This window comes from Pseudomonas syringae group sp. J254-4 (assembly GCF_032586855.1).
Classification (GTDB): Bacteria; Pseudomonadota; Gammaproteobacteria; order Pseudomonadales; family Pseudomonadaceae; genus Aquipseudomonas; species Aquipseudomonas amygdali.
On record NZ_JAWHOO010000003.1, the window covers coordinates 220,723 to 246,185 of the forward strand.

Genomic DNA, 25,463 nt, shown 5'->3' on the forward strand with positions numbered 1-25,463 from the left:
CGTAAATCCCTGTTGACCAACGGAAAACTCATCCTTATACTTCGCCGCCATTGAGCCCTGATGGCGGAATTGGTAGACGCGGCGGATTCAAAATCCGTTTTCGAAAGAAGTGGGAGTTCGATTCTCCCTCGGGGCACCACCAAATTGAAGAAAGACCTTGAAATTCAAGGTCTTTTTTTTCGTCTGCTGAAAAGTGGTCTGATTCAATCCTAGCTCTGGCACCACCCTTCTTGGATAGGATGCTAAACGTTCAGAACGGCGTTCCTGCACGGAACATTCGTCGTTCGATGAATAGTGGCAGAAGACCTCAAAACGCCGCCGCCCCCCTCACTTGAACCTCTCGAACCGCCAGCACTGACGAGGCGTTTGCCTGACGTTTCGATACGCGCGTGGAACCCTATCGGGCAAATTTGCCACCCACCCGGCAACTCCACAGTGGCGAACCGATTATGAGTAGCCTTTTCTACAAAACCTTGCTTGATGACTTTTCACGATCCATGGAGATGCACGCCTTGGTGTTTGACGATAAGGGTGCGTGCAACTTGATCATTGACAAGGCATTTGCTCTGACGCTGTTGCGCGATGACACGCATCAACGTTTGTTGCTGATCGGCCTGCTTGAACCGCACGAGGATCTGCCCTTGCAGCGCCTGTTGGCTGGCGCTCTCAACCCACTTGTGAATGCCGGCCCCGGCATTGGCTGGGATGATCAAAGCGGCCTGTATCACGCCTACCAGAGCATCCCGCGGGAAAAAGTCAGCGTGGAGATGCTGAAGCTCGAAATTGCAGGATTGGTCGAATGGATGAGGTGTTGGCGAGAAGCTCGCACGTGACCGCGTTTTTCAATCTTCCGACGTGTTTCAACTACTCATGCTTAGAGTAAGGAGCTACTAGTGAATCCTATCCATGCACGCTTCTCCAGCGTAGAAGCGCTCAGACAATCAAACGTTGATATTCAGGCAATCAAATCCGAGGGTCAGCTAGAAGTCAACGGCAAGCGTTACCAGATTCGTGCGGCCGCTGACGGCTCGATCGCGGTACTCAGACCCGATCAGCAGTCTAAAGCAGACAAGTTCTTCAAAGGCGCAGCGAATCTTATTGGCGGACAAAGTCAGCGTGCTCAAATAGCTCAAGTTCTCAATGAGAAAGCGGCAGCGGTTCCACGTCTGGACAGAATGTTGGGCAGACGCTTCGATCTGGAGAAGGGCGGAAGTAGCGCTGTGACCGGCGCAATCAAGGCTGCCGACAGCCGCGCGTCATCAAAACAGACATTTGCCGGCTTCCAACAGTGGGCTGAAAAAGCTGAAGCACTCGGACGCGATACAGAAATCGGTATTTACATGATCTACAAGAGGGACACGCCCGACACAACACCTATGAATGCGGTAGAGCAAGAAGATTACCTACAAACGCTACAGGCTCTCGATAGCAAGAAAAACCTTATCATACGCCCGCAGGTCCATGACGATCGGCAGGTAGAAGAGCTTGATCTGCGCCGATACATCGCTGAAGAAGGAAATGCCAGAACCGGCTTTTTTAGAATGGTCCCTAAAGACCGGCGCCCAACAGAGGCAAACTCGGGCCGACTTACCATCGGTGTAGAACCTAGATATGGAGCACAACTGGCCCGCGCAATGGCAACCATGATCGACAAAGACAAAGCCGTGACACAAGGTAAAGTCGTCGGCCCGGCAAAATATGGTCAGCAAACTGACTCTGCCATTCTTTACATAAATGGCGATCTTGCAAAAGCAGTCAAACTGGGCGAAAAGCTGAAAAAACTGAGCGGTATCCCTGCTGAAGGATTCGTCGAACATACACCTTTAAGCATGCAGTCGACCGGTCGCGGTCTTTCTTATGCCGAGTCGGTTGAAGGGCAGTCCAGCAGCCACGGACAGGCGAGGACACACGTTATCATGGATGCCTTGAACGGCCAGGGCCCAATGGAAGACAGGCTAAAGACGGCGTTGGCAGCAAGAGGCTATGACCCGGAAAATCCGGCGCTCAGGGCCCGGAACTGAAATCGGGGCTTAAATAGCCCACGCACTCACTACCTTGGTTGTCAGCATGCAAAAGCCCGCTTACTGCGGGCTTTTGCATTATTTACGGGTCGTTGCCTGATGGGTGCGAACGCGACACTGTATAAACCTGTCAACTGGCCGCATATCGGCAACGTGCTCCTCTACCTCGGTATCAAAACGCCGATATTTTCTTGGCAAGCTAGAAAACCCGAGGATTGAAGACAGGCGAAATAACATCAGTACCTGATACGCAGCATAATAAGAAGAGGCTTGAAAAAGTGTTCAAACCTCTTCTCTGTTATCAATGCGCCTTGGCAATCCCGAACTGGTCCAGCACCGGGTCAACGTTATGATCGAACGCCTTCTGCGCCTTGTGCTTCTTGACCGCATCAATGATCGCGGAGATACCAAAACCCAATGCCATGGCGCCGTCGATGGCCCAGCCGATAACCGGGATTGCAGCACCCAGTGCCGCGCCCGCAGCAAGCCCGGTGGCTTCGCCGGCGACCAGGCCGACGGCGCGGCCGATCATCTGCCCGCCCAGACGCCCGAGACCGGCGGAGGCCTCGCGGCCCATCATCTTCGCCCCGGCGTCGACCCCTCCCTTGATCGCCTCGGCGCCCAGCTTCGTGCTGTCGTAAATGGCCTGCGTCGCGCCAAGCTTGTCGCCGTTGGCGAGCATGGTGGATACCGATGCAAAGCCCATGACTGAATTCAGCACCTTGCCACCCGCCCCGGCATCAGCAAGCTGAGCCAACAGCGAAGGGCCGCCCTCTTCATCGCTTTTGCCTTCCAGCAACTTGCGACCTTTTTTGGAGTTCTGCAGCTCATTCAATGTGCTGGTCGTGTAGTTTTCATGCTCGCCTTCAACGAAATCAGCGGGCAGCACACTTTCATAGGCCGCTTTCTGGTTGTCTGCGGTTTGCAGGGCTTCGCTGGCATCGGCCTTTTTCTGGCCGAGCAATTGTTTCAATGCGCCGCCTTCGCTGAAGTTGCGAACGTACGAATCGGCAATAGACGATTGCAGATCAGGTCGATTGCTGACCACTTGCTCGGCCGTCGGCACTTCGGCATCGGGAAACAGATCTTTCTGCAGTTGCAATTGCGCCGACAGACCGCTGATAGCGCCGCTGTAATCGGGGTTTGGCTTGTGCTTGTCGACCGCTTTGTCCGCTGTCGACATGTCGGTCTGCAGCGCCTTGCCGCTGTTGACGTTTTCAGCTTGCTCGGCCACCGCTTTTTGCAGCGCGCTATCGCTGCGCACCAGTTTGCGTTCCTGCTCGGGAATGCTTTTGTTGAGGTAAGCCTGAACGTCGGGATCGGCCTGTAGCTGAGCGATTCTTTCGTTGAGGCCAGCCTCGGTTTTTTCAGTGTTGCGCAAGCCGCGACCGGCGATCACGCTCTGCTGGGTTTGCTGCAACTTGACCATCACGGCGGCTTTCTGCGCGCCGGTGTAAGACTTGGGTTTATCGAAAACACCGGCGTCCAGCTTGCTGATGTCGATACCCGCTACAGAATTCAGGGTCGCCGCATCGCTGAGCATGCTGGCGAACTGGCCACCATTGGTGGGCGCACTTTTCCTGATCCATTCGCTCATGTTTTTCGCGTCAAACAACTGGTCGGGACTGTGCGCAGCTTTCTTGCGCCCGGTCATCCCCGCCTCGTCCACCTGGCTGAGGAAGCCCGGCTGCGACCACGTGCTGCAGGATTGCTTGAGCGTACCCGACAACCCGGGGTTATTTTCAGCCAGCCCTTTCAAGTCGTCGGCACTGATATTGCCGTCCACGTCGGTCTTGTCAGTCGCACCGACCGCATGATGCGGGTCAGCGGCCACCGTCAGCGGCATATTGGCCCGCATCACTGCGGCATTGCGCACCATTTCCAGGGATTGAGGATCCGCATCGGGGTTGTCCTCCATGTATTTACCCAGGTCCTTGTCGGCAGCGTCCGCGGCCTTTTCCATATTTTTGGCGAACGCCTTGAGGTCTTTGTTGGTGATTTTGCCATCCGCGTTGCCGCCATCCTTACCGACGTCCACAGCCGTCTTCAACGCAGGGTTGGCGTTGATGAACGCCATCGCCTTGTCAGCATTGGGGCCGTGCTCTCTGGCCATCCAGGCGGCCGCAATCGGCCGGTTGAGTTCTTTTGCCGCCTGCTCGCGTTCTTCGGGCGGCAGATGGGCGACCATCGGATCCCAGCGCTTGAGGGCCTCGGGCGAAGAGTATTCGGAGTTATCGAGAAACGCGGCATCGGTAGCGCTTGGGGCGTTTGCCGGGTCGGAGGCAGCCGCCGCAGGTGACGCGCTCGCGGTTGACGAGACCGATGTCATCGGCGATACCTGATCACTGTCCTGATCGATGCTGGAGGTACTTTCGCTACTGCTGCTGCGAGTCAGCAGACTCATCAGCGATGAGCCGCTTTGCTCGGTATCGGAAAAGGAAGATGTATTGTCGTTGGCCTGGCCGAACTGCACAAAGGCCTGACCACCACCTGCGCTGCTCTGCGTGAGCGAGGCCTTGGCTAATGGCGTCTCAGCAGCCAGTTCGCCAGAGGTGGGTTGATTCACGATGCTGCCGAGGGCAGGACTGGGAGAACTGGATATACGCATGGTTGCCATCCAAGTGGTGAGGGATGGCAACTGTGTGGTTTTGCGCGCGAGTTGGTTCCAGACAGATATCCACTCAGGCGAACGGGTCAATCTGCTGCTTCAATTGCACCCGCGCCCGGGACAGTCGCGAGCGCACAGTGCCAATCGGTACGCCGAGCGTGTTCGCCGTATCCTGATAATTGCCATCCATCTCCAGCGACACTTCCAGGACCTTTTGCATGTTCGACGGCAAGCAATCGATGGCTGCGATGACGCGTGCCAATTGCCTGTGTCCGTCTACCTGATGAGTGATATCGCCATTCCATTCCAGCTCTGAATGAACGTCGTCTTCCCAGCTTTCCTGATAGGGCTGACGATACATTTTGCGGAAGTGATTGCGGATCAGGTTCAACGCAATGCCACACAGCCAGGTCTGCGGCTTGCTGGCATGCTGAAACTTGTGCTCGTTGCGCAGGGCCTCCAGAAATACGCATTGCAGGATGTCATCGACATCATCCGGGTTCATTACGCGCTTCTGAATGAACGCTCTGAGCATCTGTATCTGATCAGCCGTCAGTTGACGGATACCGGCAGACGAAGAGTCATTACGTGGCTGGGTTGCATCAAGGATCACTAGGTTCGGAAACATGGGCTTACCTTAATTTAATGGTGTGCAAGCCCTATAGCGATAACCGTGCCAGCCAAAATACTTATTTAAGCTATTGATTTATATAACTATTTTAAAATATGTAATTCTTTGTAATACATTTTTTTGCGCAACGCCGCTTTTATCCCTACAGCTTTTGGCACAACAGCGTCAGCTCCTTTTACAAGGGAACCGAATCCTGGCCAGGCCCCACTCAGCGGTCATGACCAGGCTCAGAACCGTCCTATGAAAATCGTCGCCCCGCCTATATTGCCAACCCACACGGTCACGCCGATTCGCGCCGTCACGCCCGCTGCGCGAGCGATTCCCGGGACCCTATCGTCGGAAAAAGGCACGTCATCGCAACAGGTCTCGCGCTTCGCCGCAGCACTGGTGCAAAACAGCCGGATACTGCGCCAGCGCGAACTGATCGCAAGCAGAAATGCACTGCAATCACGGGCCGTCAAACTGGGTGAGCTCTATCAGTTGTTGATGAGCGCCAACGACACCGGGCTGGATAATGCCGCGAGGCTGCTGCGCAAAAAACTCCTGCAAGAGAACGACACGGAACTGGAACAGGTTCTGGAATTTGCCGATGGCGATGCGGCCAAGGCCCACGTGGTGCTGCAAGCGGCGCGCAAACAGGCTGAGGAAGATGGCGCTGAAGGCGAGTACGTGGCGCTCACCCAAACGCTGAAACAGTTGCGACGCAAGTTCGGACCACACGCCCGAGCGGGCATAAATACTGCCAGGGCGTTCGGGCGGCAGAACGTCGACAACAAACGTCGAGCCGCATTGCGCAACCTGTATGGCGTAGCGGTTTCCGGACAGCCGAACGTGACCGGTCTGATCGAAGCCTTGATCAGCGAGCAGGAGGAGACCGGAGACTTCGACCTCAACCTGCGCGACATGCGTAGAGCCATTGCCGACGATCTGTCGGCGATTACCCCTTCGGCATCTCATGAACAGCTGCGCACATTGATGCACGGGCTGACCACGGCACGGCACGTGACGACGTTGTTGCGCGGTTGTGAACACCTGCTTGGGCGCATGCGCAACAAGAACCCTGACCTGAAGGTGGATCCGCCAGCCTTTCTCAAACACTTGCTGACCCTGACGGCCAATGGAATGAACGTGAACCAGACCCTGCAACTGACTCAACACATCGGAGGTGCCAGGCTCAAGAACCAGCTGGCGTTTCTCAATGGCTTGCGGCCGATGCTGATGCAATTGCCCATCCTGCTCTGGAAGGACATGAAAAGCCGCCAGGCTGCGCTGAATAACCTGCTCACCCTGATGGCAGAACTGACTCAACAGGAACAGAAGCAGCTTTTTGAGGGACTTGCCGGATGAATCAAGTCATCAACTTTCTGAACATGATTGCCCTGTCGGCCATGCGCCGGTCAGAGCTGGTTGGCGCATTCTTCGTCATCGCCATTGTCTTCATGATGATCACCCCCCTGCCCACCGGGCTGGTTGATGTGTTGATTGCGGTGAACATCTGTATCTCGTGCCTGCTGATCATGCTGGCGATGCATTTGCCAAGACCGCTGGCATTTTCGACCTTTCCGGCCGTGCTGTTGCTGACCACCATGTTTCGTCTGGCGCTGTCGATTTCCACCACACGATTGATCCTGCTCAATCAGGACGCCGGGCACATTGTCGAAGCCTTCGGCCAGTTCGTGGTGGGTGGCAACCTGGCGGTAGGCCTGGTGATCTTTCTGATCCTGACAGTGGTCAACTTTCTGGTTATCACCAAAGGTTCGGAACGGGTTGCCGAGGTCGGCGCACGGTTTACGCTGGACGCGATGCCCGGCAAGCAGATGTCCATCGACAGTGACCTGCGCGCCAACCTGATAACCGTTCAGGAGGCGCGCAAGCGTCGCGCCGAGCTGAACAAGGAAAGTCAGTTGTTCGGAGCCATGGATGGCGCGATGAAGTTCGTCAACGGTGATGCCATTGCCAGCCTGATCATCGTTGCCATCAACATGATCGGCGGTATTTCCATCGGCGTGTTGCAGCACAACATGAGCGCAGGCGATGCGTTGCAGCTGTATACCGTGTTGACCATTGGTGACGGCCTGATTGCACAGATTCCGGCGCTGCTGATCTCCGTAACCTGCGGCATGATCATCACCCGTGTACCCAATACCGAGGCCGGCGCAGAGGCCAACATTGGCCGTGAAATCGCCGAACAGATCACCAGCCAGCCCAAGGCGTGGATCATCGCCGCAGTGGCCATGCTCGGCTTCGCGGCCCTGCCGGGTATGCCCACGGGAGTGTTCATCACCATCGCGATCATCTGCGGTGCCGGGGGCATGCTGCAGTTGCAACGGGCAAAACCCAAGCCCGACGAACAACGCGCCACTGCCGTCGCCCCGGAAATGAACGGCAAGGAAGACCTGCGTACCTTCTCACCCAGCCGGCAGTTCGTCCTGCAGTTTCACCCAGGCCAGGACAGCGCACAGATAGAGGCACTGATCAGCGAAATACGTCGGCGACGCAATAGACTGGTGGTGCAATACGGTCTGACCCTGCCTTCGTTCATTATTGAACATGCCGATCATCTTCCTCCGGACGAGTTTCGCTTCACCGTCTACGACGTACCCATGCTCAAGGCGACATTTACCCAGTCCCATGTCGCCGTGGACGCCCGCCAACTCGGTGGTGAAAACCTCCCGGCGGCGATCCCTGGCAATACCGACCGCCAGGAAGATCAATGGGTGTGGTTGCCTGCCGAGCAATGCGGTGAGCTGAACCCGGTCAGCGCCATGACTCTGATTGTCGAACGCATGGAACGCGCATTGCAGTCCTGCGCGCCGCAGTTCATCGGCTTGCAGGAGACCAAAGCCATCCTCAGCTGGCTGGAATCCGAGCAGCCGGAGCTCGCGCAAGAGATACAGCGGGTGCTCACGCTGACGCGCTTCTCGGCGGTTCTGCAACGTCTCGCGTCGGAGCGCGTACCGCTCAGGGCAATCCGGCTGATCGCCGAAACCCTGATCGAGCATTGCCAGCATGAACGCGATACCAACGTGCTGACCGACTACGTGCGCATCGCGCTCAAATCGCAGATCTACCACCAGTATTGCGGTGCCGAAGGCCTGCAAGTGTGGTTGCTCACGCCGGAAAGCGAGGGCTTGTTGCGCGACGGTCTGCGCCAGACACAGACCGAAACGTTCTTCGCACTGAGTAACGAGATCAGTCAGATGCTCGTGCAACAAATGAATATCGCATTCCCGGTGCGCGCGCCCGAACAGGCGGTACTGCTGGTCGCGCAGGACCTGCGCAGCCCGCTGCGGACCTTGTTGAGGGAGGAGTTCTATCACGTTCCCGTACTGTCTTTCGCAGAAATCAGCAACGCGGCCAAGGTCAAGGTAATGGGTCGCTTCGACCTAGAAGACGATCTTGAGCCAATGGACAACGAGCACGCAGCTTGAGCCTTTCAGGCTTGAGCAAAGGGAGACTTTCAGATGTTTGAATTACGCGTACTGAACGGTCAGCACCAAGGCGCAGCCTTGCCACTGGTGGGCGAGCAATGGTCGATTGGCTCTGCCGCGCAACACGATCTGGCACTGGACGACGCGGGTGTGGAAAGCCTGCACTGCCGCCTGCAACGCCTGGACGACAGCTGGACACTGAACGCTGAAGAAGGCGCGGTGTGCGACGAAGAAGGTAACGCCCGGCCCAGCATTGACCTGACACTCAACACTGCGTTCATGTTGGGTTCAGTGTGGTTGTGCGTTTCGCCCGCAGACGATGAGTGGCCTTCAGTGCCAGCAGTCATCCCGAAACAGCCACAGGCTGACCCCGAGCCAGCACGCAATGATGTGCCGCTGAAAAAGGTCAAGTCGCGCTCGCAATTGCTCAACCGTACCACAGGGATCATCGCCGGCTTGCTGGTGGGTGTCATCGGCAGCGCCTGGAGCCTGACCCGCCCGCCCGCCATTGCAATGGACCAAGGCCCCGGCCACATGGCCTCGGTCACAGCAGAGGCACCGGCAGAGACACCTCCAACACCGGCAAAGACCATCAAACCCGCGGCCGACAAACGCATACGCCTGACCAGCGCGGAGGCAGTCCGCCATCAGTTGGGCACCATGCTCAGCGACCGGCTGCTGACCGATGTCAGCGTGGAAGAAACAGCCGAGGGGCTGGTGCTCAACGGCGATCTCAAAGAGGAATCCCTGCTGGTCTATCAACGCATGCTGCAGCGTTTCAAGGACCGCTATGAATCGCCGGTGACGGTGTTCGACAACGTCGCCAGCACACGTAGCGCCCTGCCCTTCGTGGTGGTTCAGATCATGACCGGCCCGCATGCGCATCTGGTGACTGCAGACGGCCGCCGTATCTATGTGGGTGACGAAGTGGATGGCCTGCGCCTGACGCGAATCGACAATCAGCGCCTGCAATTCGACGGCAATCGCCACATTGAGGTGAACTGGTGAATGCTGCACTGAGCCAATGGAAAGACACCCACGCAGCGCGCTTGCGTGACTACAGCGCCGTGCGCGTCAGTGGCCGGGTCAGTGCAGTGCGCGGAATTCTGCTGGAATGCAAGATTCCTGCGGCCAAGGTGGGCGATCTTTGCGAGGTGAGCAAAGCCGACGGCAGCTTCCTGCTGGCTGAAATAGTCGGTTTCACTCAGGAATGTACGCTGCTCAGCGCCCTGGGCGCACCCGACGGAATTCAGGTCGGGGCTCCGATCCGCCCGCTGGGCATCGCCCACCGGATTGGCGTTGACGACAGTTTGCTGGGCTGTGTTCTGGATGGCTTCGGACGTCCGCTGCTCGGTGATTGCCTCGGTGCTTTTGCCGGACCGGATGATCGTCGCGAAACACTGCCAGTGATCGCCGACGCCTTGCCACCCACCCAGCGCCCGCGCATCACCAACGCCCTGCCCACCGGGGTACGCGCCATCGACAGCGCCATCCTCCTGGGCGAAGGTCAACGTGTGGGGCTGTTCGCCGGTGCTGGCTGTGGCAAGACCACACTGATGGCCGAACTGGCCCGCAACATGGGCTGCGATGTCATCGTCTTCGGGCTGATCGGCGAACGGGGCCGCGAGCTGCGCGAGTTTCTCGACCATGAACTGGACGAAACCCTACGCGCCCGCTCGGTGCTGGTCTGTGCCACCTCCGATCGCTCAAGCATGGAGCGCGCACGCGCAGCGTTCACCGCGACCGCTATCGCCGAGGCATTCCGCGCACGAGGCCAGAAAGTGCTGTTGCTGCTCGACTCCCTGACCCGGTTTGCCCGTGCGCAGCGGGAGATAGGGATTGCCTCGGGCGAACCGTTGGGGCGTGGCGGCCTGCCACCCTCGGTTTACACCTTGCTGCCACGCCTGGTCGAGCGCGCCGGCATGAGTGAGAACGGCTCGATCACCGCCCTCTATACCGTGCTGATCGAGCAGGACTCGATGAACGATCCGGTGGCGGATGAAGTGCGTTCACTGCTCGACGGGCACATCGTGCTGTCCCGCAAGCTGGCCGAGCGCGGGCATTACCCCGCCATTGACGTATCCGCCAGCATCAGCCGGATCCTCAGCAATGTCACCGGCCGCGAACACCAGCGAGCGAACAATCGTCTGCGCCAGCTACTGGCTGCCTACAAACAAGTGGAAATGCTCCTGCGGCTGGGCGAATACCAGGCCGGTGCAGACCCGGTGACCGATTGCGCGGTGCAACTGAATGACGACATCAACGCCTTTCTGCGCCAGGACCTGCGTGAGCCGGTGCCCTTGCAGGAAACCCTGGACGGGTTGTTGCGGCTTACCTCCCGACTGCCGGAGTGATCATGGACGACACACTGGAAGACGACCCACAGCGCGCGGCACTGGAACAGGTGATCAGCTTGCTGACCCCGCTGCGCCAGCATCGTCAGGCGAGCGCTGAACGGGCTCATCGCCACGCGCAGGTGGAACTGAAATCGATGCTCGACCACTTATCAAAAACACGGGCATCGCTGGATCAGGAACGTGACAACCACAAGCGGCGTCGCGAGGGCCTGTCTCAGCAACACCTGGAAAAGACCATCAGCCTGAACGATATCGACCGATGGCATGAGAAAGAAAAACACATGCTCGACCGCCTGGCCTGTATTCGGCAGGACGTGCAGCAACAGCAATTGCGGGTAGCCGAACAGCAGGCGTTGCTTGAGCAGAAGCGCCTGCAAGCCAAAGCGTCTCAGCGCGCGGTCGAGAAACTCGCCTGCATGGAGGAGACGCTCAACGAAGAAGGTTAAGTGACGATGACCGCACCGATCAAACACCCGGCCAAAGCGCCAACGGCACCACCCGTAGTGCATGCCACGCCGCCTTCTGCGCCCGCGCAGCGCGCACCGGACAAGGCTGATGAGAATCCACCGGCTTTTGGCAGTACAACGCGTACCGACATGCCGAAGGTCCGCTTCGCACAAAACCGTTCGGCGACAGAGACACCGGAGAGCGCCGACGGCCTGTTCTTTTCCCAACTGCTGATACCTCAGGTCGGCGAAGAGCCTGATCAGCAAGGCTTCGGCGGCAGCAGCATCGCCCTGCCCGTGCACGCCGAAAATGTACCGCCCCAATTGATCGACGAGCTGGCGCAGCGTTTGCCCGAACAGCCCGTCGGCCCGCTGGCGTTTACCCTGCTGATGCCCAGCCTGGGGACAGTACGCGTCAATGCCGAAAAAACCGAACACCGTTGGAGCATCCAGCTGGGCTTCGCCCGTCGTGACGTTCTGAAGCGTTTGCAGGGTCATACCGGCGCATGCCGTGATTCACTGTCGCGGGCACTCGGCCATGACGTTGAGCTGGACCTGCATGAAGATCTTGCAGCATGAGCGCGCTGCGTCTGCGCAAGGTCGATGCCCTGCTGGCTCAGGCCACGCGTGAGCTGGGTGCCGGTCAGAGCCTGGGCTTCAGCGCCGCAGGTCAGGACGCCGAACTGACCCTGTTGCCACTGCTTGCCGACACAGGCGAACCGGCAGGCGCTGTCTGGCTGAGCACATCCGTCGGCCCCCTTTTGCTCAGCGACGCCGAAGCGCTGCTCAGCCTGCTGGGCGATATCCCCTTTACGCTCGGGGGCGAGCAACAAGCCTGGTACTGGCAGCTGTTCAATCAACGCCTGAGTCCGACCATTGCCCGACTGCTGGCACCGATCGAACCCCTGCACAACAGACCGCACGCACTCACCCTGGGCTGCCGGGTTCAGGTACAGCGCGGTGGTGAGCAGCTTCACGCGCACTTGCATGCCACGCCCGACACACTGCTCAGGCTGCTGCAATCGGCGCCCTGGCAAGCCCGCATGCGCACTGTGGATGAGTCCTGGTCAGTGGCCAGCCCCCTGATCATCGGTGAAATGTCGCTGACCCTGGAACAAATCGCCTCGCTGCGCCCCGGTGACGTGGTGCTGCCCGCCCACTGCCAGTTCGACAGCGCCGGTCAAGGGTTCCTGAGCCTGGCAGGACGGCAATGGGCGGCACAGACCGACCAGCACGCGCAGCGTCTTTTTTTGCGGCTCAGTCATGAGGAGCACCGCCACCATGAGTACTGAAGATCTGTATCAGGAAGATGTCGATATGCTCGACGACTATGAAGACCCGTCGACTGAACAGCACTGGTCCGAAGAAGACGACGGCGAGCCATCCGGGTATGCGACGACCGAACCGGACGATCACGCAGCGCAGGAAGAACAGGACGAGCCCCAAGCGCTTGATTCGCTGGCACTGGACCTGACCCTGCGTTGCGGCGAGCTCAGGCTGACCCTCGCCGAACTGCGCCGGCTGGATGCCGGGACCATCCTTGAAGTCACCGGCATTTCGCCGGGGCACGCGACACTGTGCCATGGCGAACAGGTGGTGGCCGAGGGCGAACTTGTGGATGTCGAGGGTCGCCTGGGTCTGCAGATTACCCGCCTGGTGACCCGCTCATGATCATGGAGGGCGTAAACCCGATCATGCTGGCGCTGTTTCTCGGCTCGCTGTCACTGATCCCCTTTCTGTTGATTGTCTGCACCGCCTTTCTGAAAATCGCCATGACCCTGCTGATCACCCGCAACGCAATTGGCGTTCAGCAGGTGCCGCCGAACATGGCCCTGTACGGCATTGCCCTGGCCGCCACGATGTTCGTCATGGCCCCGGTGGCGCATGAGATCCAGCAACGGGTCCATGAACACCCGCTGGAACTGGGCAGCGCCGACAAGCTGCAAGCCAGTCTGAAAACAGTGATCGAGCCACTGCAACGCTTCATGACCCGCAATACCGACCCGGATGTGGTCGCCCATCTGCTGGAAAACACCCAGCGTATGTGGCCCAAGGAAATGGCCGACCAGGCCAACAAGAACGACCTTTTGCTGGCGATTCCGGCCTTTGTGTTATCGGAGTTGCAGGCCGGTTTCGAGATCGGCTTTCTGATCTACATTCCCTTCATCGTCATTGACCTGATTGTCTCCAACCTGCTACTGGCCCTGGGCATGCAGATGGTCTCGCCGATGACCCTGTCGCTGCCGCTCAAGCTGCTGCTGTTCGTGCTGGTCTCGGGCTGGTCCCGCCTGCTCGACAGTCTCTTCTATTCCTATATGTGAGGCGGCCATGGAAGCGTTGGCGCTGTTCAAGCAAGGCATGTTTCTGGTCGTCATCCTGACCGCTCCGCCGCTGGGTGTCGCCGTGCTGGTCGGGGTGCTCACCTCGCTGCTGCAGGCACTCATGCAGATTCAGGATCAGACGCTGCCGTTCGGCATCAAACTCGGGGCGGTCGGGCTGACCCTGGCCATGACCGGCCGCTGGATCGGCGTCGAGCTGATTCAGTTCATCAATATGGCCTTCGACCTGATTGCACGGTCCGGGGTCAATCACTAAATGCCCTTCGACGCCCACGAAGCGTTCCAATTCATGCTGGGCATGGGTCTGGCGATGGCGCGCCTGCTGCCGTGCATGCTTCTGGTGCCAGCCTTCTGTTTCAAATACCTGAAAGGCCCGCTGCGCTATGCGGTGGTGGCCGTGCTGGCGATGGTCCCGGCTCCCGCAATCAGCCGCGCGCTGGGTTCTCTTGACGATAACTGGTTTGCCATCGGCGGCCTGATGATCAAAGAGGCGGTACTGGGGACGCTATTGGGGCTGTTGCTGTATGCGCCGTTCTGGATGTTTGCCTCGGTCGGTGCCCTGCTCGACAGTCAGCGCGGGGCGCTCAGCGGTGGCCAGTTGAACCCGGCACTCGGTCCGGACGCCACACCGCTGGGCGAATTGTTTCAGGAAACCCTGATCATGCTGGTGATTCTCACTGGCGGCCTTTCACTCATCACTCAGGTCATCTGGGACAGCTACAGCGTCTGGCCACCGACTGCCTGGCTGCCGGGCATGACCGCAGGTGGCCTGGATATCTTTCTGGAACAGCTCAACCAGACCATGCAACACATGCTGTTGTATGCCGCGCCGTTCATTGCCCTGCTGCTATTGATCGAAGCCGCGTTTGCGATCATCGGTCTGTATGCACAGCAACTGAACGTATCGATTCTGGCCATGCCAGCCAAAAGCATGGCTGGCCTGGCCTTTCTGTTGATCTACCTGCCAACGCTGCTGGAGCTGGGCACCGGTCAACTGTTGAAGCTGGTTGATCTGAAGTCGCTGCTGGCGCTTCTGGTGCAAGTGCCGTGAGTGAAAAAACCGAAAAGGCTACCCCCAAACAGATACGTGACGCTCGCGAAAAAGGCCAGGTGGGGCAGAGTCAGGACCTTGGCAAACTGCTGGTGCTGATGGTCGTCAGTGAAATCACCCTGGGCCTGGCCGATGACAGCGTCGACCGATTGCAATCCTTGCTGGCGCTGTCTTTCAAAGGTATTGACCGGAGCTTTGCTGCATCCGTCGAGCTGATCGCCAGCGAAGGCCTTTCCGTGTTGCTCAGCTTCACGTTATGCAGCGTCGGCATGGCCATGCTGATGCGCCTGGTCAGCAGCTGGATGCAGATCGGCTTTCTGTTCGCGCCCAAGGCCTTGAAGCTGGACATCAACAAGATCAACCCCTTCTCGCATGCCAAGCAGATGTTTTCCGGGCAGAACATCCTCAACCTGCTGCTCAGTGTCCTCAAGGCTGTCGCCATTGGCGCGACCTTGTACATGCAGGTCAAGCCCGCGCTTGGTGCTCTTATCCTGCTGGCCAACAGCGACCTGACGACGTACTGGCACGCATTGGTCGAACTCTTTCGCCATATTTTGCGCGTTATTCTGGGATTGCTGCTGGTCGTCGCCATGGTCGACTTTGCCATGCAGAAATACTTTCACGCCAAGAAGCTGCGCATGAGCCACGAGGACATCAAGAAAGAATATAAACAGTCCGAAGGCGACCCTCATGTCAAAGGTCATCGTCGACAACTGTCCCATGAAATCCTCAACCAGGAGCCCAGCACCGCTCCCAATCCGGTGGAGGAAGCGGACATGCTGCTGGTCAACCCGACGCACTACGCGGTGGCGCTGTATTACCGGCCAGGCGAGACGCCTCTGCCGCTGATTCATTGCAAGGGTGAGGATGAAGAAGCCCTGGCGCTGATTGCTCGGGCCAAAAAGGCCGGTATCCCGGTGGTGCAGAGCATCTGGCTGACAAGAACGCTGTACCGCGCCAAGGTGGGCAAATACATCCCTCGCCCCACGCTGCAAGCTGTCGGGCACATCTACAAAGTGGTTCGCCAGCTGGATGAAATCACCGATGAAGTGATTCAGGTTGAGGTGGAGCTTTAGGCTGGGAGCTGCAAGCCAGGCGTAACAGGTGCTTATGCACCAGCCCTCCCCCACGCCCTGTTTCAATCTCTAGCCTCTAGAAGACCGCGTCCTGAAACAATCCTCAACATTACCTTACCTGTAGCTCGTGCCTGCAGCTCCAGCTGCCCAAAAAAAGACCGCCTCCTCTGCAGGGGCGGTCTTCTTTCATGCTGGCCGAATTGCCTAAGCCAGGTGTTCCAGGCCTGCCAGCATCAGCTCATGCCGCCGGATGTCATCCAGGTTGGTGACGGCATCCGGCGCGTCGCTTACGGCATGCCACACTACAAAATCACGCTGTACATCCAGAAACAGAAAGTAGTTTCTGAACCGCTCGGCCTCTGAGAACCTCATTTGCAGCGCCTCTCTCAGTTGCTCGGGACGCAGCGCACGCCCCTCGATGTGCAGCGCGATGCCCCAGTCATGATGCTCACGCCGACTGACGAAGGACACCCCGTTTGCCACCGGCCAGACCGCAGGGCTCTGGGCAGCAACGTTGTAGTAGAACGCCGCTTTTTCCTTTACCTCAATCATTTCTAATCCTTTAACTTCACGACAGTGTAATCCCGCTCGTGGTCCTGGTCGTCCAGACCGTCGCGCATGTCCGGCGGCCACCAGATGACCAGTTCGCGGTTTGTGGAGTCCGGACGTTTGCAGGCAACTCCCGTACAGCCATGGGTGGCACACCCTGACAGGGTAGCGAACAGCACCAGCACAACTGCAATGCTACTGATCTTCATGGTTTCGCTCCCTTGAGCAGTGATGGCCGACTCTCTTTTGCCATTTTCGATATCTGTGGCTGGCGCACAGCGATATACACCTCGCTCTCTTCACCCGGTTGCAGCCAGGCGTGAGGCCAGGCGGCAACGCCGATGACCCAGCGACCACCGCAGCGGCTCTCGTCGATACGTACCGGTTTGTCGGTATTGTTGTGCGCCACGACAACCGCAACACCCCAGTCCTTCCTGGCGTACCACTGCGAACGTTGACCGTCGAGCGTCAGCCCCGCGCCCGGATCACAGAGGCTATCGGTTTCAAATGGCAGTGTTTCGCCGGTACGCATACCCACGGGGGCAGTTCCATCGACCATCTGGGTGAAGACCTTCTGGACATCGCCGCGGGTCGGCAACTCCCCACCGTCGCGTCGCTCCTTGATCCTTTTCATCTGATCATCGACGTCATGCGGGTTACCGTTTTGCACATAGCGAGCCGGGTTGACCTGATCACCAATCAGCCGCGGCGTCAGAATGAACAGACGTTCGCGCTGGCTCAGTTCGCGGCTGCGGGACTGGAACAACAGCTTGCCGATGTAGGGAATGTCGCCCAGCAAGGGGATCTTGTGGACCTTGTCATTGGCTTCCAGCCCGTGGAAACCGCCGATCACCAGCGAACCATGTTCGGCGATGACGGCTTGGGTGCTGACATTGCCTTTGCGCACGCTGGGTTGTGTATCGTTGATATCGGAGATATCGATCTGGCCGTCTTCAATGTCGACGATCAGTTGCACCTGAGGCTTGCCATCGTGGTCCAGTGAACGCGGGATCACTTGCAGACTGGTCCCGGCGGTGATGGGCTCGATATTGGCGACGCGTTCTGAGGTCGCCGTGATGTATTCAGTACGACTGAAGTCAATGACAGCCGGCTGATTTTCCAGGGTAAGAATGGACGGGTTGCCGATCACGGACGCTGAACCGTTGCCTTCCAGCGCGTGCAACTCTGCAGAAAACTTGCCCGCGTTCTGAATGAACATCGTCGAACTGGTGCCCGCGTCGAACAGGTTGACGCCACCGCCGACGCTGCCTGCGTTGAAATTCCAGCGACTGGAGAGCTCCGCCAGCTCGTTGCGATCAATGTCGAGGATCACCGCATCGATTTCGATCAGGTTGCGTGAGACGTCCAGTTCCTTGATGAGTTTCTCGTACATTGGTTTGCGCGAAGGCAGGTCATAGATCAGCACCGCGTTGTTGCGCACATCGGCTGTTACACGAATGTTCGCGCGGCCACCGGAACGGCTTTTCCCGGATTTCTTGCTGCCGCTGCCATAGCTCAACACCCGATCAAGGCCCTGTTGCAAGGCGCCGGTATCGATGCCGCTGGAATCCAGAGGCAGGCTTTGAGTGTCCGCGCCGCCACCCGCGAGTCCGGCATTTGCGCCACCGTGCCCCAACAGGTTGATGCCATTGATGGCTTCGCCGCGAGAACGCGTGTCGAGCAAATCCTGAAGAATGCTGGCGACACCCGCTACTGTCAGTTGTTGATCACGATAACGAATGGTCCGGTCCGACGCGTTGGCGTATTTGAGCGGAAACACAACAATGTCTTGCTTGTCGCCCTTTTCCGGCGTCTCGACTTTTTTGCTGTAGTCACGCACCAGTTCCACATATTTTGCCGGGCCGCGAACCAGCACCACACCCTCGTTAGGCAGGACGCCCCAGCCAAAGCGTTTATCCAGCAGGCCTACATCGGTCAACGCCGTCTGCAAGTCATCTACCGCATCGGATGAGACTTCTACGCGCGCCGAGGTGTGTTCGCTGGACGGGCTGACGTAGAGCGTGTCGTTATAGACAAACCACTGGAAGTGGTATTCCTGACCAAGCCGATCGAGAAACTCTTCCGGGCTCTGGGCACGAATCCGGCCATCGAGCGTTCCTGGAATGGACGGCATGTCCAGCGCCATGCCGAACTCTTTGGCAAAGTCAGCCAGCGCCGTGGTCAGTTCAGTCTGCCGGGCGTCGTAGGCGTAAGCCGTGTGTTTCCAGGCTTCGGGGGTGACCGCCCATGTAACAGGGGTCAACCCGATCAACAATAAAGGCAACCACATCAAGGCCTTGCGCATTTCAAACTCCCGGTTGCCGGTGATTGAGGGTCGTGCGCCCGGATATCGCGGGCGTCATGTCGCCAATGGTGGTATGCATCAGGCTGAGCAAGGCCGCACGCTGATTGGCCAGGCTTTCAAGGCGATCGAGTAGATCGGCGAGGTTGCAGGGGTTGGGTATCCAGGTGACCAGGACCATGCAGCGGGTCTGCGGATCAATGGCGAAGGCGCCATCACAGGCACACGCAAGACTGGCACCCCCGTGGCTGAGCAACGCCTCGATGCGTTGGGAGTCATTGGCATCGTAGGGATCGAGCAGCTCGATGCTGCAACGTATTCCATGACCAACCACTTCCAGGCGGGCGTTGGCGTCGTCGACCCAGCAGTCCAGCGCAGTCGCCGGACGCTGATCACACCACTGGCCGACGACCTCAGCGAACTCACTGAAATCCATCGATGACATTTTTGGTCATTTTGTAGCCGGCTTGCTGGCACTGGTCAGCAATGTTGGAGCTGACAGCGGCCTGCTGACTTGCCTCACCGAAGGCATCAATGTCGTCGGCAGTAAAATGCCCGTTGCCACCCTCAAGCACGTCATCCACGTCGGACAAGGCGCGATTCAGCGTGCTGTCGAGGTTATTTTGCAGAGATTTGAAACTTATCATGTCCTTTTACTCCAGCAGGAAGGTTCAAACCTTGAGTGGAGCAAACGGCTGGTGCGGTTCCATTTTCGGCGCAAGAGCCTGTTTCAGGCAGACGAGTCACGGCCTGCCAGCCCGTTGCGCAGCGTCGCCCAATCGATGTCGAACGCGCCATTGGCGTCGCTCAGGCGCAGGCTTTCGGTGGTCAGCGATGCGTCGCGCTTGAGCTGCCAGTATTGGGCAAACCGGCTGTCAGCCAGCCACTCGGCGACCGGCTCGGCCATATCGGGGTGAACGCTGAGGGTCGCCACCGCTTCGTTGAGCTGACTGGCCGCGAGATTTTTCACCAGTGCCCTGGCGCGCTCGGCCAGCGTCGTGTCGTCAAGCAGGTGCCGAAGTGACTCGCTGAGCAATTCCTCTATGGCGGTCATTGCTTGCTGCTGTAACACTTCACGCTGCACCTGCAATTGAGCGAGGAACGCATTGGCGTTTTCCCAGAAGCTGACCAGCGCCTGCTGATGCAGCAGGTCGGCCTTCTCTTGTTCGAGAACCAGCATTTGCTCTGCCTGGCGCTGCGCGTCGGCCAGAACATCGCGAGCCAGCAGGCTGTTGGCAATGTCTTCACGACGCAGCACAGGTTCAGGCAGAAGCGCAGTGGCAGTCAGCGTAATACTGCGTTTGGCGAGCATGGGGAATTCCTGATACAGAGCGAACCGGATCGAATTCAAACCGCCGTGACACGCCATAAAATGGCCTGCCACAACGTCTGAAGTTTATTCTCGGGTGCCTCGCACGGGGTGTCGGGAAGCTCATCTGGCGCCCAGGCCAGACGCAATCGCGACCAATACTCAGGCCCCAGCCAGGCCCCCAACAGCAAGCGAGGGTCTTCGTTGGCAAGTTCCAGCCAGACGCCGGGGCGCAGCGCTTTGGTCAGCGCCCAGCACCATTGCCCGTCAGCGCCATCGCTTTCATTTCGGCAAAAGCAGATGCGCCCGGCCAGATCCAGCGCCCGGTCACGCTGTATGGGTGTCAGCGCCAGCCAGCGCAACACCGGCTCGGCAGGCATCGGCGGTTGATCGGGGTCAATGCCGACACTCTGCAAAAATACGCTGTGACGACTGGCCATCAGCCCGTCACAGTCACTGAGTGTCAGCCCGCAGTTCAAGGCAAAACGGCGTTGCCAGTCCGGATGCGCAAACTGCCAGGGGTTGCACCACCATTGAACCCAGTGCTCCTCGGCAATCAGCTCCATCAGGCACGCGCCGGTACGGTTGATCGACTCCGGGCGCCGAACCCGATTCGCCGAAGCAGCGCGGCACGCCAGTCACTGCGCAGCAGCAGCGCAATAATCAGCAGCAATACGACAACACCGGCCGGTACCAGCCAAAGCATCAGGTGCCAGAACGGCAAATCTTCGCTGTCGAGCTTGAACGGTCCGAAGCTGGCCCATTGCGTCGTTTCCTGAAACTCGGTGGCCGGTACAAAAACGATGGAGAATTTCTTCGATTCTGCCGATTGCGTGGACATGCCAGGGATGCTGCTGGCGACCATCTGCTGAATACGCCCACGCACACTGTCCGGGTCCAGCGCAGCCGAGTGCTTGATAAATACCGCCGCAGAAGCAGGTTGCACCGGCTCGCCCGGAGCGATGCGTTCCGGCAGCACCACATGCACTCTGGCCACGATAACGCCGTCTATCTGCGACAGCGTGGCTTCAAGTTCCTGAGACAGGGCATAGATGTAGCGGGCACGCTCTTCGAGAGGGGTCGAAATGACCCCTTCTTTCTTGAAGATGTCGCCCAGACTGGCGCGCGACTGGCGTGGCAGGCCGGCAGCGTTAAGCACGCGTACGGCGCGGTTCATGTCGCTGGCTGCGACCGTAACCACGACACCTGTCTTTTCAAGGCGCTTGCGCGCATCGATGTGCTGGTCCGCAAGGCGTGCAACCACCTCGTTGGAGTCCTGCTCGGACAAGCCAGTGAACAGATCGGTTTCATCACTGCACCCGCCAAGCAACAACATGCAAAACAACAGCAGCCCTGCGCTCAGAAATTTCACGAGAACCTCTACTGCAGGTTGGTCAGCTTGTCGATTGCCTGCGCAGTCTTGCTGACGACTTTGGTCGTGAGCGCTGTCTGCAGCGAGCATTGCGACAATGTGCGAGTCATCGCCGCGATATCCAGTGCCTCTCCGCTGCCCGAGGCCTTTTTCATGGAGCGCATGGCTTGCTGGGACATTTTTTCGGTTTCGCCCAGACCACCGGAAATCGCGCTGGCGATATGCTCGGAAAGCGGTGCTCCGCTTGAGACATTATCCGGACGCGTTGCGGCGGTGAAGATATCGACATCCGCCTGGGGAGGTTCTGAAACGAGCCCTTGTGGTACATCCTGCCCGAGCTCCGGCGAGATGTTTTTAACATTACCAAGGTGGGAAATGGTCACTTGAGTTCTCCGTCAGGCGGGTGTCAGTCAGGCAGCAGCCTGGTTTTTAGTGCTTTGCAGCAGCATGTTGACCAGCAGCAAGGCAACTTGCGCAGCGCTGGACTGCACGCCGGTGCCGGTCTGGCCAGCATCCTGAAGCGTCGCTTCCAGACCTTTCTGCAGCAAGCCACCGAGTAACTGACCCAGATCCTGATTCGGCTGTTCGCCGCCAGGCACAAGGGCAGTATTGGCGGTGCTCACAGGTGTTCCCAAGCCGCCACCGGCCAATACCGATTGCAGGCCTCGGTCTATCAGCTCACCGATCAACTGGCCCACATCACCATTGGGATTGCTGTTGCTGGCGGGGCCGGTGTTAGCGTCGATAAGCGGGTCACCCAGTGAACCAGGCGAATTTTCCGTATTGCTCACAGGGCTGCCCAAGCCACCACCGCTGCTGTCGCCCGCCAGACCGCCGGCTGCATTCTGTTGACTGCCCAATTGCTGGCCGATGATGTCGAGTGCCGAGCGGAACTGTGCTGTTTCGTCGCCGTCGAGGAAGTTATCTTCCTTGAGTTCGTTCACCCACGAACCCGAGTCCGGTTTGGGAAACTGTGAGGGGTTGTCGTCCATGAACTGCGCGATCTTTTTCAGCATCGGCATGTCGTCCTCGGAAAAACGAGTGCCGCCATCCTGCTTGGTCAGAAGATCATTCAGCATCGACTTGGCCAGGCCATTGAGCACCTGTGTCATCAAGTCGGGTTGTCCGGCATCCGAGGCGTTGTCGGCAGAAGCGCCAAAATTGTCGCCCAGCTTTTCGTGGATAAGCGTGTCCAGCGCAGCCTTGATGTCCTCGAGGCCGCCGCCAGCCTTGCCACTGGCGGCCATCGCTTTGCCGAGCAACTTGCCCAATGGCGAGCTCTCGTCCAGTTGACCATTATGGGTCAGCTCCTGGGCAAGCTGCGCAATCACTTCCTGAAGCGCCCGGCTGGATGTACTCGCCCCGGTGGTCTCGGTTTCAGGACGGATCAGAACGAGCGCCATCGTCGGGCTTTGCAGCGTGCTGTTATTAAGACTGAGACTCTGCATCACAACCTCCTCAAAGTAGCAGCCCCCTCTGTGTGAAGGGGCATTCAAGAAATCAGAACTGGACGACCGAGTTCCGGATCTTGCTCGCAACGATTTGGTTGGAAAGCGCTTCTTTCTTGTCTTCGAAGCCCGCCAGCATGCTCGTCTCTCGCAGCAGGCCGTTCTCTTCGTTCGCAGTGCCGTCAAGCTCGGCGCTTTTTGCATCACCTTTACTGATGCTCGAGCGGGTAGCATCGATACTGTCAGTGCTACCCGTGTTTTTGGTCAGTGCAGTGTTGCGGTCGACGCTGCTCTTGACGCTGTTGATACCCTGCGCAGCGCCACCCACTGTGTTAACGACACCGCGACCCGCGTTAGTCAGAGAACTCATGATGCTCATAACGTGATACCCCTTGGTCTGTACCAGCGTAATTGCTTGGTACAGATAGGTGGTAACGACCCTTAAATCGGTTCCAGCACTCTGCAAAAAATCAGATCTGCAACTCCTTGATACGTCGATAGAGCGTGCGGCGTGGCATGTCCAGCTCCAGGCTTGCCGCATCAATGCAGTTACGGTGACGCTTGAGTGACTGTTGAATCAGGGCCTTTTCAATCGCCCTCAGCTGGGATTTGAGCCCACAGGCCAAGTGTTCTTCACTCTGCGGGTCGACGCCCAGCACCGGAAAACCCAATACATGACGTTTTGCAGCAGCCTTGAGCTCACGAATGTTGCCGGGCCAGTCATGCCCCAACAGTACCTGCTGGAGCAGCGGACAGACATCGGGCGGAGCAACGTCCAGTTCTTTGGCAGCCGTGGCCAGAAAGCGCTTGAACAAGGGCTGAATGCGCTCAGGCTGTGTGCGCAACGGTGGCAGCTGGAGTGTCAGCACGTTAAGGCGAAAGTACAGATCGCGGCGAAATTTCCCTTGCTCGACGGCATCATCCAGAGACGACTGGGCCGAAGCAATCACGCAGACATCCAGCTTGATCGTCGAAGTCGAACCCAGTCGCTCCAGTGCTCGGGTTTCGAGCACCCTCAGCAGCTTGGCCTGCAGGCTAAGCGGCATGCTATCGATCTCATCCAGATACAGCGTTCCGCCTTGTGCCGCTTCGATGTAGCCGACTCTGGAGCGGTCAGCACCGGTGTACGCACCGCTGACCACTCCAAACAGCTCACTCTCCGCCAGAGACTCCGGAATCGCAGCGCAATTCATCGCAACCAGGCGACCTTTACGACCCGACATTGCGTGAATGCGCTGGGCAATCGTGTCTTTGCCGGTTCCGGTTTCGCCTGACAGCAACACATCGATACCGAGTTGCGAAATGCTTTCAGCGACGATCCCCAGATTTGGAACACGCTCCTCGTCCAGGTCGTCATCAAACCCCTCATCAAGATCCATCACATGACTCCCGAGACATCAGCTTTTTGGACTCCAGCCGTTGCTGCGATCTATGCAGCAACTCCCAGCTCCTTCATACGGTGGTAAAGCGTACGTCTAGGCAGTTCGAGCTCCTGAAGCACGGCGTCGACATTGTGTCGATGCCGCTTCAACGCATCCTGAATAAGCATCTTTTCGATCACGCGCATCTGCATGCGCAGACCTGTCACCGGATCGCGAGCATCCATCGGTTCGGCCCCCAGCAGCGGGAACCCCAACACAAACCGCTTGGCCGCGGATTTCAGTTCGCGCACGTTGCCCGGCCAGTCATGGCTGAGCAGGATCTGCACACGCCCGTTATCCAGTGCAGGAACGGGACGTTGGAACTCAGCGGCAATCTCCTGGGTGAACTGGTCGAACAATGGCAGGATCTGTTCGCGACGTTTGCGCAAGGCTGGCAAGTGGAGCGTCAGCACGTTGAGCCGAAAAAACAGGTCGCGACGAAAAAGTCCTTGTTCCACCAGTTCATCCAGAGGGCGCTGGGCGGAAGCAATCACGCGCAGGTCCAGTGGAATGAATTCGGTCGAGCCCAGCCGCTCGACTCCCCGGCTCTCCAGCACGCGAAGCAGCTTGGCCTGGAGGCTGAGCGGCATGCTGTCGATTTCATCGAGGTAAAGCGTGCCGCCGCTGGACGCCTCGATGTAGCCCTCGCGAGCGCGGCAGACACCGGTAAATGCGCCGTTGACGACACCGAACAACTGGCTTTCTGCCAACGATTCGGGGATGGCAGCGCAGTTCATGCCGACAAAGGGCCCGGACCTGCTGGACAGTTCATGAACGCGATTGGCCAGGGTGTCTTTACCCGTCCCGGTTTCCCCGCACAGCAGCAAGTCCATATCCAGAAATGCGCTGTTCATTGCAATTTGATGACCAGCGGATAATGCAGTTACGTCCCAACACTCTCGGACGTCCTTATCAATGTCTGTGCTCATCGATCACTCTCACTGTGGGTGGCAAGCGGACTATTAATACCACGTCTTACAAGGCACACATATAGTAATTTAGTTCCCCATGAAATGAGAAAAAGCTCACAAAGTTGAGAATTATTATCATAGTAATATCGTCATATGACGAGCAACACCCGCATAGAGCCAGACTGTTGGGA

Annotated in this window: 29 protein-coding genes and 1 tRNA gene; 15 read left to right on the forward strand and 15 right to left on the reverse strand. The window is 58.3% G+C overall.

All coding sequences use genetic code 11. The annotated features are described in order from the left end of the window. Positions 1-54: 54 nt before the first annotated feature. The 3 genes from RYB09_RS06055 (at position 55) to RYB09_RS06065 (ending at position 2,021) form a co-directional block, all read left to right on the forward strand. A tRNA-Leu gene (locus tag RYB09_RS06055) sits at positions 55-139 on the forward strand. A 310-nt stretch (positions 140-449) separates the two neighbouring features. Continuing rightward, positions 450-833, forward strand: coding sequence for a type III secretion system chaperone (locus RYB09_RS06060; protein WP_122280226.1), 384 nt, complete (start codon positions 450-452; stop codon positions 831-833). A gap of 60 nt (positions 834-893) precedes the next feature. Further along, the gene (locus RYB09_RS06065) at positions 894-2,021 is read left to right on the forward strand and encodes a T3SS effector HopA1 family protein (RefSeq protein ID WP_122280227.1); all 1,128 of its coding nucleotides are present in this window, start codon (positions 894-896) and stop codon (positions 2,019-2,021) included. A 301-nt stretch (positions 2,022-2,322) separates the two neighbouring features. Here the strand turns inward: RYB09_RS06065 and RYB09_RS06070 are convergent, their stop codons facing one another. Together RYB09_RS06070 and RYB09_RS06075 are read right to left on the reverse strand one after the other, a co-directional pair. After that, the gene (locus tag RYB09_RS06070; protein WP_316887647.1) at positions 2,323-4,629 is read right to left on the reverse strand and encodes a type III effector HrpK domain-containing protein; all 2,307 of its coding nucleotides are present in this window, start codon (positions 4,627-4,629) and stop codon (positions 2,323-2,325) included. Positions 4,630-4,702: 73 nt separating this feature from the next. Then, positions 4,703-5,257 (reverse strand): RNA polymerase sigma factor, encoded by a 555-nt coding sequence (locus RYB09_RS06075; protein WP_230017797.1) that lies wholly within the window; start codon positions 5,255-5,257, stop codon positions 4,703-4,705. A gap of 243 nt (positions 5,258-5,500) precedes the next feature. Between RYB09_RS06075 and sctW the strand changes: the two genes are divergently transcribed. The 12 genes from sctW to sctU are packed head-to-tail and all read left to right on the forward strand — an operon-like array spanning position 5,501 to position 15,960. Continuing rightward, a complete protein-coding gene (sctW, locus tag RYB09_RS06080) occupies positions 5,501-6,607 on the forward strand; it encodes a type III secretion system gatekeeper subunit SctW (RefSeq protein WP_219171071.1) in 1,107 nt (368 codons plus the stop codon). After that, on the forward strand, positions 6,604-8,691 hold the full coding sequence (gene sctV, locus RYB09_RS06085; RefSeq protein ID WP_054076889.1) for a type III secretion system export apparatus subunit SctV: 2,088 nt from the start codon (positions 6,604-6,606) through the stop codon (positions 8,689-8,691). Before sctW ends, sctV begins: the two co-directional genes overlap by 4 nt. A gap of 33 nt (positions 8,692-8,724) precedes the next feature. After that, on the forward strand, positions 8,725-9,699 hold the full coding sequence (sctD, locus tag RYB09_RS06090) for a type III secretion system inner membrane ring subunit SctD (protein WP_058399593.1): 975 nt from the start codon (positions 8,725-8,727) through the stop codon (positions 9,697-9,699). After that, complete coding sequence (locus RYB09_RS06095; protein WP_122259245.1) at positions 9,696-11,045, forward strand: FliI/YscN family ATPase; 1,350 nt, start codon at positions 9,696-9,698, stop codon at positions 11,043-11,045. The genes sctD and RYB09_RS06095 overlap by 4 nt, the downstream gene beginning before the upstream one ends. A 2-nt stretch (positions 11,046-11,047) precedes the next feature. After that, positions 11,048-11,494, forward strand: a complete 447-nt coding sequence (locus RYB09_RS06100) for a YscO family type III secretion system apparatus protein (RefSeq protein ID WP_122259246.1) — start codon at positions 11,048-11,050, stop codon at positions 11,492-11,494. 6 nt (positions 11,495-11,500) lie between these two features. Next, positions 11,501-12,073, forward strand: coding sequence for a type III secretion system HrpP C-terminal domain-containing protein (locus RYB09_RS06105; RefSeq protein ID WP_122259247.1), 573 nt, complete (start codon positions 11,501-11,503; stop codon positions 12,071-12,073). Then, the gene (locus RYB09_RS06110; protein WP_122259248.1) at positions 12,070-12,786 is read left to right on the forward strand and encodes a type III secretion system protein; all 717 of its coding nucleotides are present in this window, start codon (positions 12,070-12,072) and stop codon (positions 12,784-12,786) included. Before RYB09_RS06105 ends, RYB09_RS06110 begins: the two co-directional genes overlap by 4 nt. After that, entirely contained in the window at positions 12,776-13,165 is a 390-nt protein-coding gene (locus tag RYB09_RS06115; RefSeq protein ID WP_316887648.1) for a FliM/FliN family flagellar motor switch protein, read from the forward strand. Before RYB09_RS06110 ends, RYB09_RS06115 begins: the two co-directional genes overlap by 11 nt. Further along, positions 13,162-13,815, forward strand: a complete 654-nt coding sequence (sctR, locus tag RYB09_RS06120; RefSeq protein WP_057430737.1) for a type III secretion system export apparatus subunit SctR — start codon at positions 13,162-13,164, stop codon at positions 13,813-13,815. Before RYB09_RS06115 ends, sctR begins: the two co-directional genes overlap by 4 nt. Before the next feature lie 7 nt (positions 13,816-13,822). After that, entirely contained in the window at positions 13,823-14,089 is a 267-nt protein-coding gene (sctS, locus tag RYB09_RS06125) for a type III secretion system export apparatus subunit SctS (RefSeq protein WP_002552413.1), read from the forward strand. Next, entirely contained in the window at positions 14,090-14,884 is a 795-nt protein-coding gene (gene sctT / locus RYB09_RS06130; protein WP_058399588.1) for a type III secretion system export apparatus subunit SctT, read from the forward strand. Then, entirely contained in the window at positions 14,881-15,960 is a 1,080-nt protein-coding gene (gene sctU, locus RYB09_RS06135) for a type III secretion system export apparatus subunit SctU (RefSeq protein ID WP_058407440.1), read from the forward strand. The genes sctT and sctU overlap by 4 nt, the downstream gene beginning before the upstream one ends. A gap of 204 nt (positions 15,961-16,164) precedes the next feature. On the opposite strand, the gene RYB09_RS06140 is transcribed toward sctU, so the two are convergent. The 13 genes from RYB09_RS06140 to RYB09_RS06200 form a co-directional block, all read right to left on the reverse strand. Beyond that, positions 16,165-16,512 (reverse strand): hypothetical protein, encoded by a 348-nt coding sequence (locus RYB09_RS06140; RefSeq protein WP_002552410.1) that lies wholly within the window; start codon positions 16,510-16,512, stop codon positions 16,165-16,167. Between the two features lie 2 nt (positions 16,513-16,514). After that, complete coding sequence (gene hrpT, locus RYB09_RS06145) at positions 16,515-16,718, reverse strand: HrpT family type III secretion system protein (protein WP_002552409.1); 204 nt, start codon at positions 16,716-16,718, stop codon at positions 16,515-16,517. Continuing rightward, positions 16,715-18,814 (reverse strand): type III secretion system outer membrane ring subunit SctC, encoded by a 2,100-nt coding sequence (gene sctC / locus RYB09_RS06150; protein WP_005778267.1) that lies wholly within the window; start codon positions 18,812-18,814, stop codon positions 16,715-16,717. The genes hrpT and sctC overlap by 4 nt, the downstream gene beginning before the upstream one ends. A gap of 1 nt (position 18,815) precedes the next feature. Beyond that, the gene (locus tag RYB09_RS06155) at positions 18,816-19,247 is read right to left on the reverse strand and encodes a type III secretion system protein HrpG (RefSeq protein ID WP_058399586.1); all 432 of its coding nucleotides are present in this window, start codon (positions 19,245-19,247) and stop codon (positions 18,816-18,818) included. Then, positions 19,234-19,458: a type III secretion protein gene (locus RYB09_RS06160; RefSeq protein WP_002552406.1), complete on the reverse strand. Its 225-nt coding sequence runs from the start codon at positions 19,456-19,458 to the stop codon at positions 19,234-19,236. Before RYB09_RS06160 ends, RYB09_RS06155 begins: the two co-directional genes overlap by 14 nt. An 83-nt stretch (positions 19,459-19,541) precedes the next feature. Continuing rightward, a complete protein-coding gene (gene sctL / locus RYB09_RS06165; RefSeq protein WP_058407441.1) occupies positions 19,542-20,123 on the reverse strand; it encodes a type III secretion system stator protein SctL in 582 nt (193 codons plus the stop codon). 35 nt (positions 20,124-20,158) lie between these two features. Next, complete coding sequence (locus RYB09_RS06170; protein ID WP_058399584.1) at positions 20,159-20,686, reverse strand: hypothetical protein; 528 nt, start codon at positions 20,684-20,686, stop codon at positions 20,159-20,161. Then, a complete protein-coding gene (sctJ, locus tag RYB09_RS06175) occupies positions 20,686-21,492 on the reverse strand; it encodes a type III secretion system inner membrane ring lipoprotein SctJ (protein WP_058399583.1) in 807 nt (268 codons plus the stop codon). Before sctJ ends, RYB09_RS06170 begins: the two co-directional genes overlap by 1 nt. A gap of 8 nt (positions 21,493-21,500) precedes the next feature. Continuing rightward, positions 21,501-21,875, reverse strand: coding sequence for a type III secretion system inner rod subunit SctI (sctI, locus tag RYB09_RS06180; RefSeq protein ID WP_058399582.1), 375 nt, complete (start codon positions 21,873-21,875; stop codon positions 21,501-21,503). A 27-nt stretch (positions 21,876-21,902) separates the two neighbouring features. Continuing rightward, the gene (gene hrpZ, locus RYB09_RS06185; protein WP_058399581.1) at positions 21,903-22,940 is read right to left on the reverse strand and encodes a type III secretion system effector HrpZ; all 1,038 of its coding nucleotides are present in this window, start codon (positions 22,938-22,940) and stop codon (positions 21,903-21,905) included. Positions 22,941-22,992: 52 nt separating this feature from the next. Next, on the reverse strand, positions 22,993-23,319 hold the full coding sequence (locus RYB09_RS06190; protein ID WP_058399580.1) for a hypothetical protein: 327 nt from the start codon (positions 23,317-23,319) through the stop codon (positions 22,993-22,995). A gap of 91 nt (positions 23,320-23,410) precedes the next feature. Next, on the reverse strand, positions 23,411-24,319 hold the full coding sequence (locus RYB09_RS06195) for a sigma 54-interacting transcriptional regulator (protein WP_058399579.1): 909 nt from the start codon (positions 24,317-24,319) through the stop codon (positions 23,411-23,413). 50 nt (positions 24,320-24,369) lie between these two features. After that, the gene (locus RYB09_RS06200; protein ID WP_058407442.1) at positions 24,370-25,290 is read right to left on the reverse strand and encodes a sigma 54-interacting transcriptional regulator; all 921 of its coding nucleotides are present in this window, start codon (positions 25,288-25,290) and stop codon (positions 24,370-24,372) included. Positions 25,291-25,463 lie beyond the last annotated feature (173 nt).

What these genes read in the sequence shown, in the direction of transcription:
- RYB09_RS06060 (WP_122280226.1), top strand. Translation starts at nt 450, where the DNA reads ATGAGTAGCCTTTTCTACAAAACCTTGCTTGATGACTTTTCACGATCC.
- RYB09_RS06070 (WP_316887647.1), bottom strand. Translation starts at nt 4,629, where the DNA reads ATGCGTATATCCAGTTCTCCCAGTCCTGCCCTCGGCAGCATCGTGAAT.
- RYB09_RS06075 (WP_230017797.1), bottom strand. Translation starts at nt 5,257, where the DNA reads ATGTTTCCGAACCTAGTGATCCTTGATGCAACCCAGCCACGTAATGAC.
- sctW (WP_219171071.1), top strand. Translation starts at nt 5,501, where the DNA reads ATGAAAATCGTCGCCCCGCCTATATTGCCAACCCACACGGTCACGCCG.
- sctV (WP_054076889.1), top strand. Translation starts at nt 6,604, where the DNA reads ATGAATCAAGTCATCAACTTTCTGAACATGATTGCCCTGTCGGCCATG.
- sctD (WP_058399593.1), top strand. Translation starts at nt 8,725, where the DNA reads ATGTTTGAATTACGCGTACTGAACGGTCAGCACCAAGGCGCAGCCTTG.
- RYB09_RS06100 (WP_122259246.1), top strand. Translation starts at nt 11,048, where the DNA reads ATGGACGACACACTGGAAGACGACCCACAGCGCGCGGCACTGGAACAG.
- RYB09_RS06105 (WP_122259247.1), top strand. Translation starts at nt 11,501, where the DNA reads ATGACCGCACCGATCAAACACCCGGCCAAAGCGCCAACGGCACCACCC.
- RYB09_RS06110 (WP_122259248.1), top strand. Translation starts at nt 12,070, where the DNA reads ATGAGCGCGCTGCGTCTGCGCAAGGTCGATGCCCTGCTGGCTCAGGCC.
- RYB09_RS06115 (WP_316887648.1), top strand. Translation starts at nt 12,776, where the DNA reads ATGAGTACTGAAGATCTGTATCAGGAAGATGTCGATATGCTCGACGAC.
- sctR (WP_057430737.1), top strand. Translation starts at nt 13,162, where the DNA reads ATGATCATGGAGGGCGTAAACCCGATCATGCTGGCGCTGTTTCTCGGC.
- sctS (WP_002552413.1), top strand. Translation starts at nt 13,823, where the DNA reads ATGGAAGCGTTGGCGCTGTTCAAGCAAGGCATGTTTCTGGTCGTCATC.
- sctT (WP_058399588.1), top strand. Translation starts at nt 14,090, where the DNA reads ATGCCCTTCGACGCCCACGAAGCGTTCCAATTCATGCTGGGCATGGGT.
- RYB09_RS06140 (WP_002552410.1), bottom strand. Translation starts at nt 16,512, where the DNA reads ATGATTGAGGTAAAGGAAAAAGCGGCGTTCTACTACAACGTTGCTGCC.
- hrpT (WP_002552409.1), bottom strand. Translation starts at nt 16,718, where the DNA reads ATGAAGATCAGTAGCATTGCAGTTGTGCTGGTGCTGTTCGCTACCCTG.
- sctC (WP_005778267.1), bottom strand. Translation starts at nt 18,814, where the DNA reads ATGCGCAAGGCCTTGATGTGGTTGCCTTTATTGTTGATCGGGTTGACC.
- RYB09_RS06155 (WP_058399586.1), bottom strand. Translation starts at nt 19,247, where the DNA reads ATGGATTTCAGTGAGTTCGCTGAGGTCGTCGGCCAGTGGTGTGATCAG.
- RYB09_RS06160 (WP_002552406.1), bottom strand. Translation starts at nt 19,458, where the DNA reads ATGATAAGTTTCAAATCTCTGCAAAATAACCTCGACAGCACGCTGAAT.
- sctL (WP_058407441.1), bottom strand. Translation starts at nt 20,123, where the DNA reads ATGCTCGCCAAACGCAGTATTACGCTGACTGCCACTGCGCTTCTGCCT.
- RYB09_RS06170 (WP_058399584.1), bottom strand. Translation starts at nt 20,686, where the DNA reads ATGGAGCTGATTGCCGAGGAGCACTGGGTTCAATGGTGGTGCAACCCC.
- hrpZ (WP_058399581.1), bottom strand. Translation starts at nt 22,940, where the DNA reads ATGCAGAGTCTCAGTCTTAATAACAGCACGCTGCAAAGCCCGACGATG.
- RYB09_RS06190 (WP_058399580.1), bottom strand. Translation starts at nt 23,319, where the DNA reads ATGAGCATCATGAGTTCTCTGACTAACGCGGGTCGCGGTGTCGTTAAC.
- RYB09_RS06195 (WP_058399579.1), bottom strand. Translation starts at nt 24,319, where the DNA reads ATGGATCTTGATGAGGGGTTTGATGACGACCTGGACGAGGAGCGTGTT.
- RYB09_RS06200 (WP_058407442.1), bottom strand. Translation starts at nt 25,290, where the DNA reads ATGAGCACAGACATTGATAAGGACGTCCGAGAGTGTTGGGACGTAACT.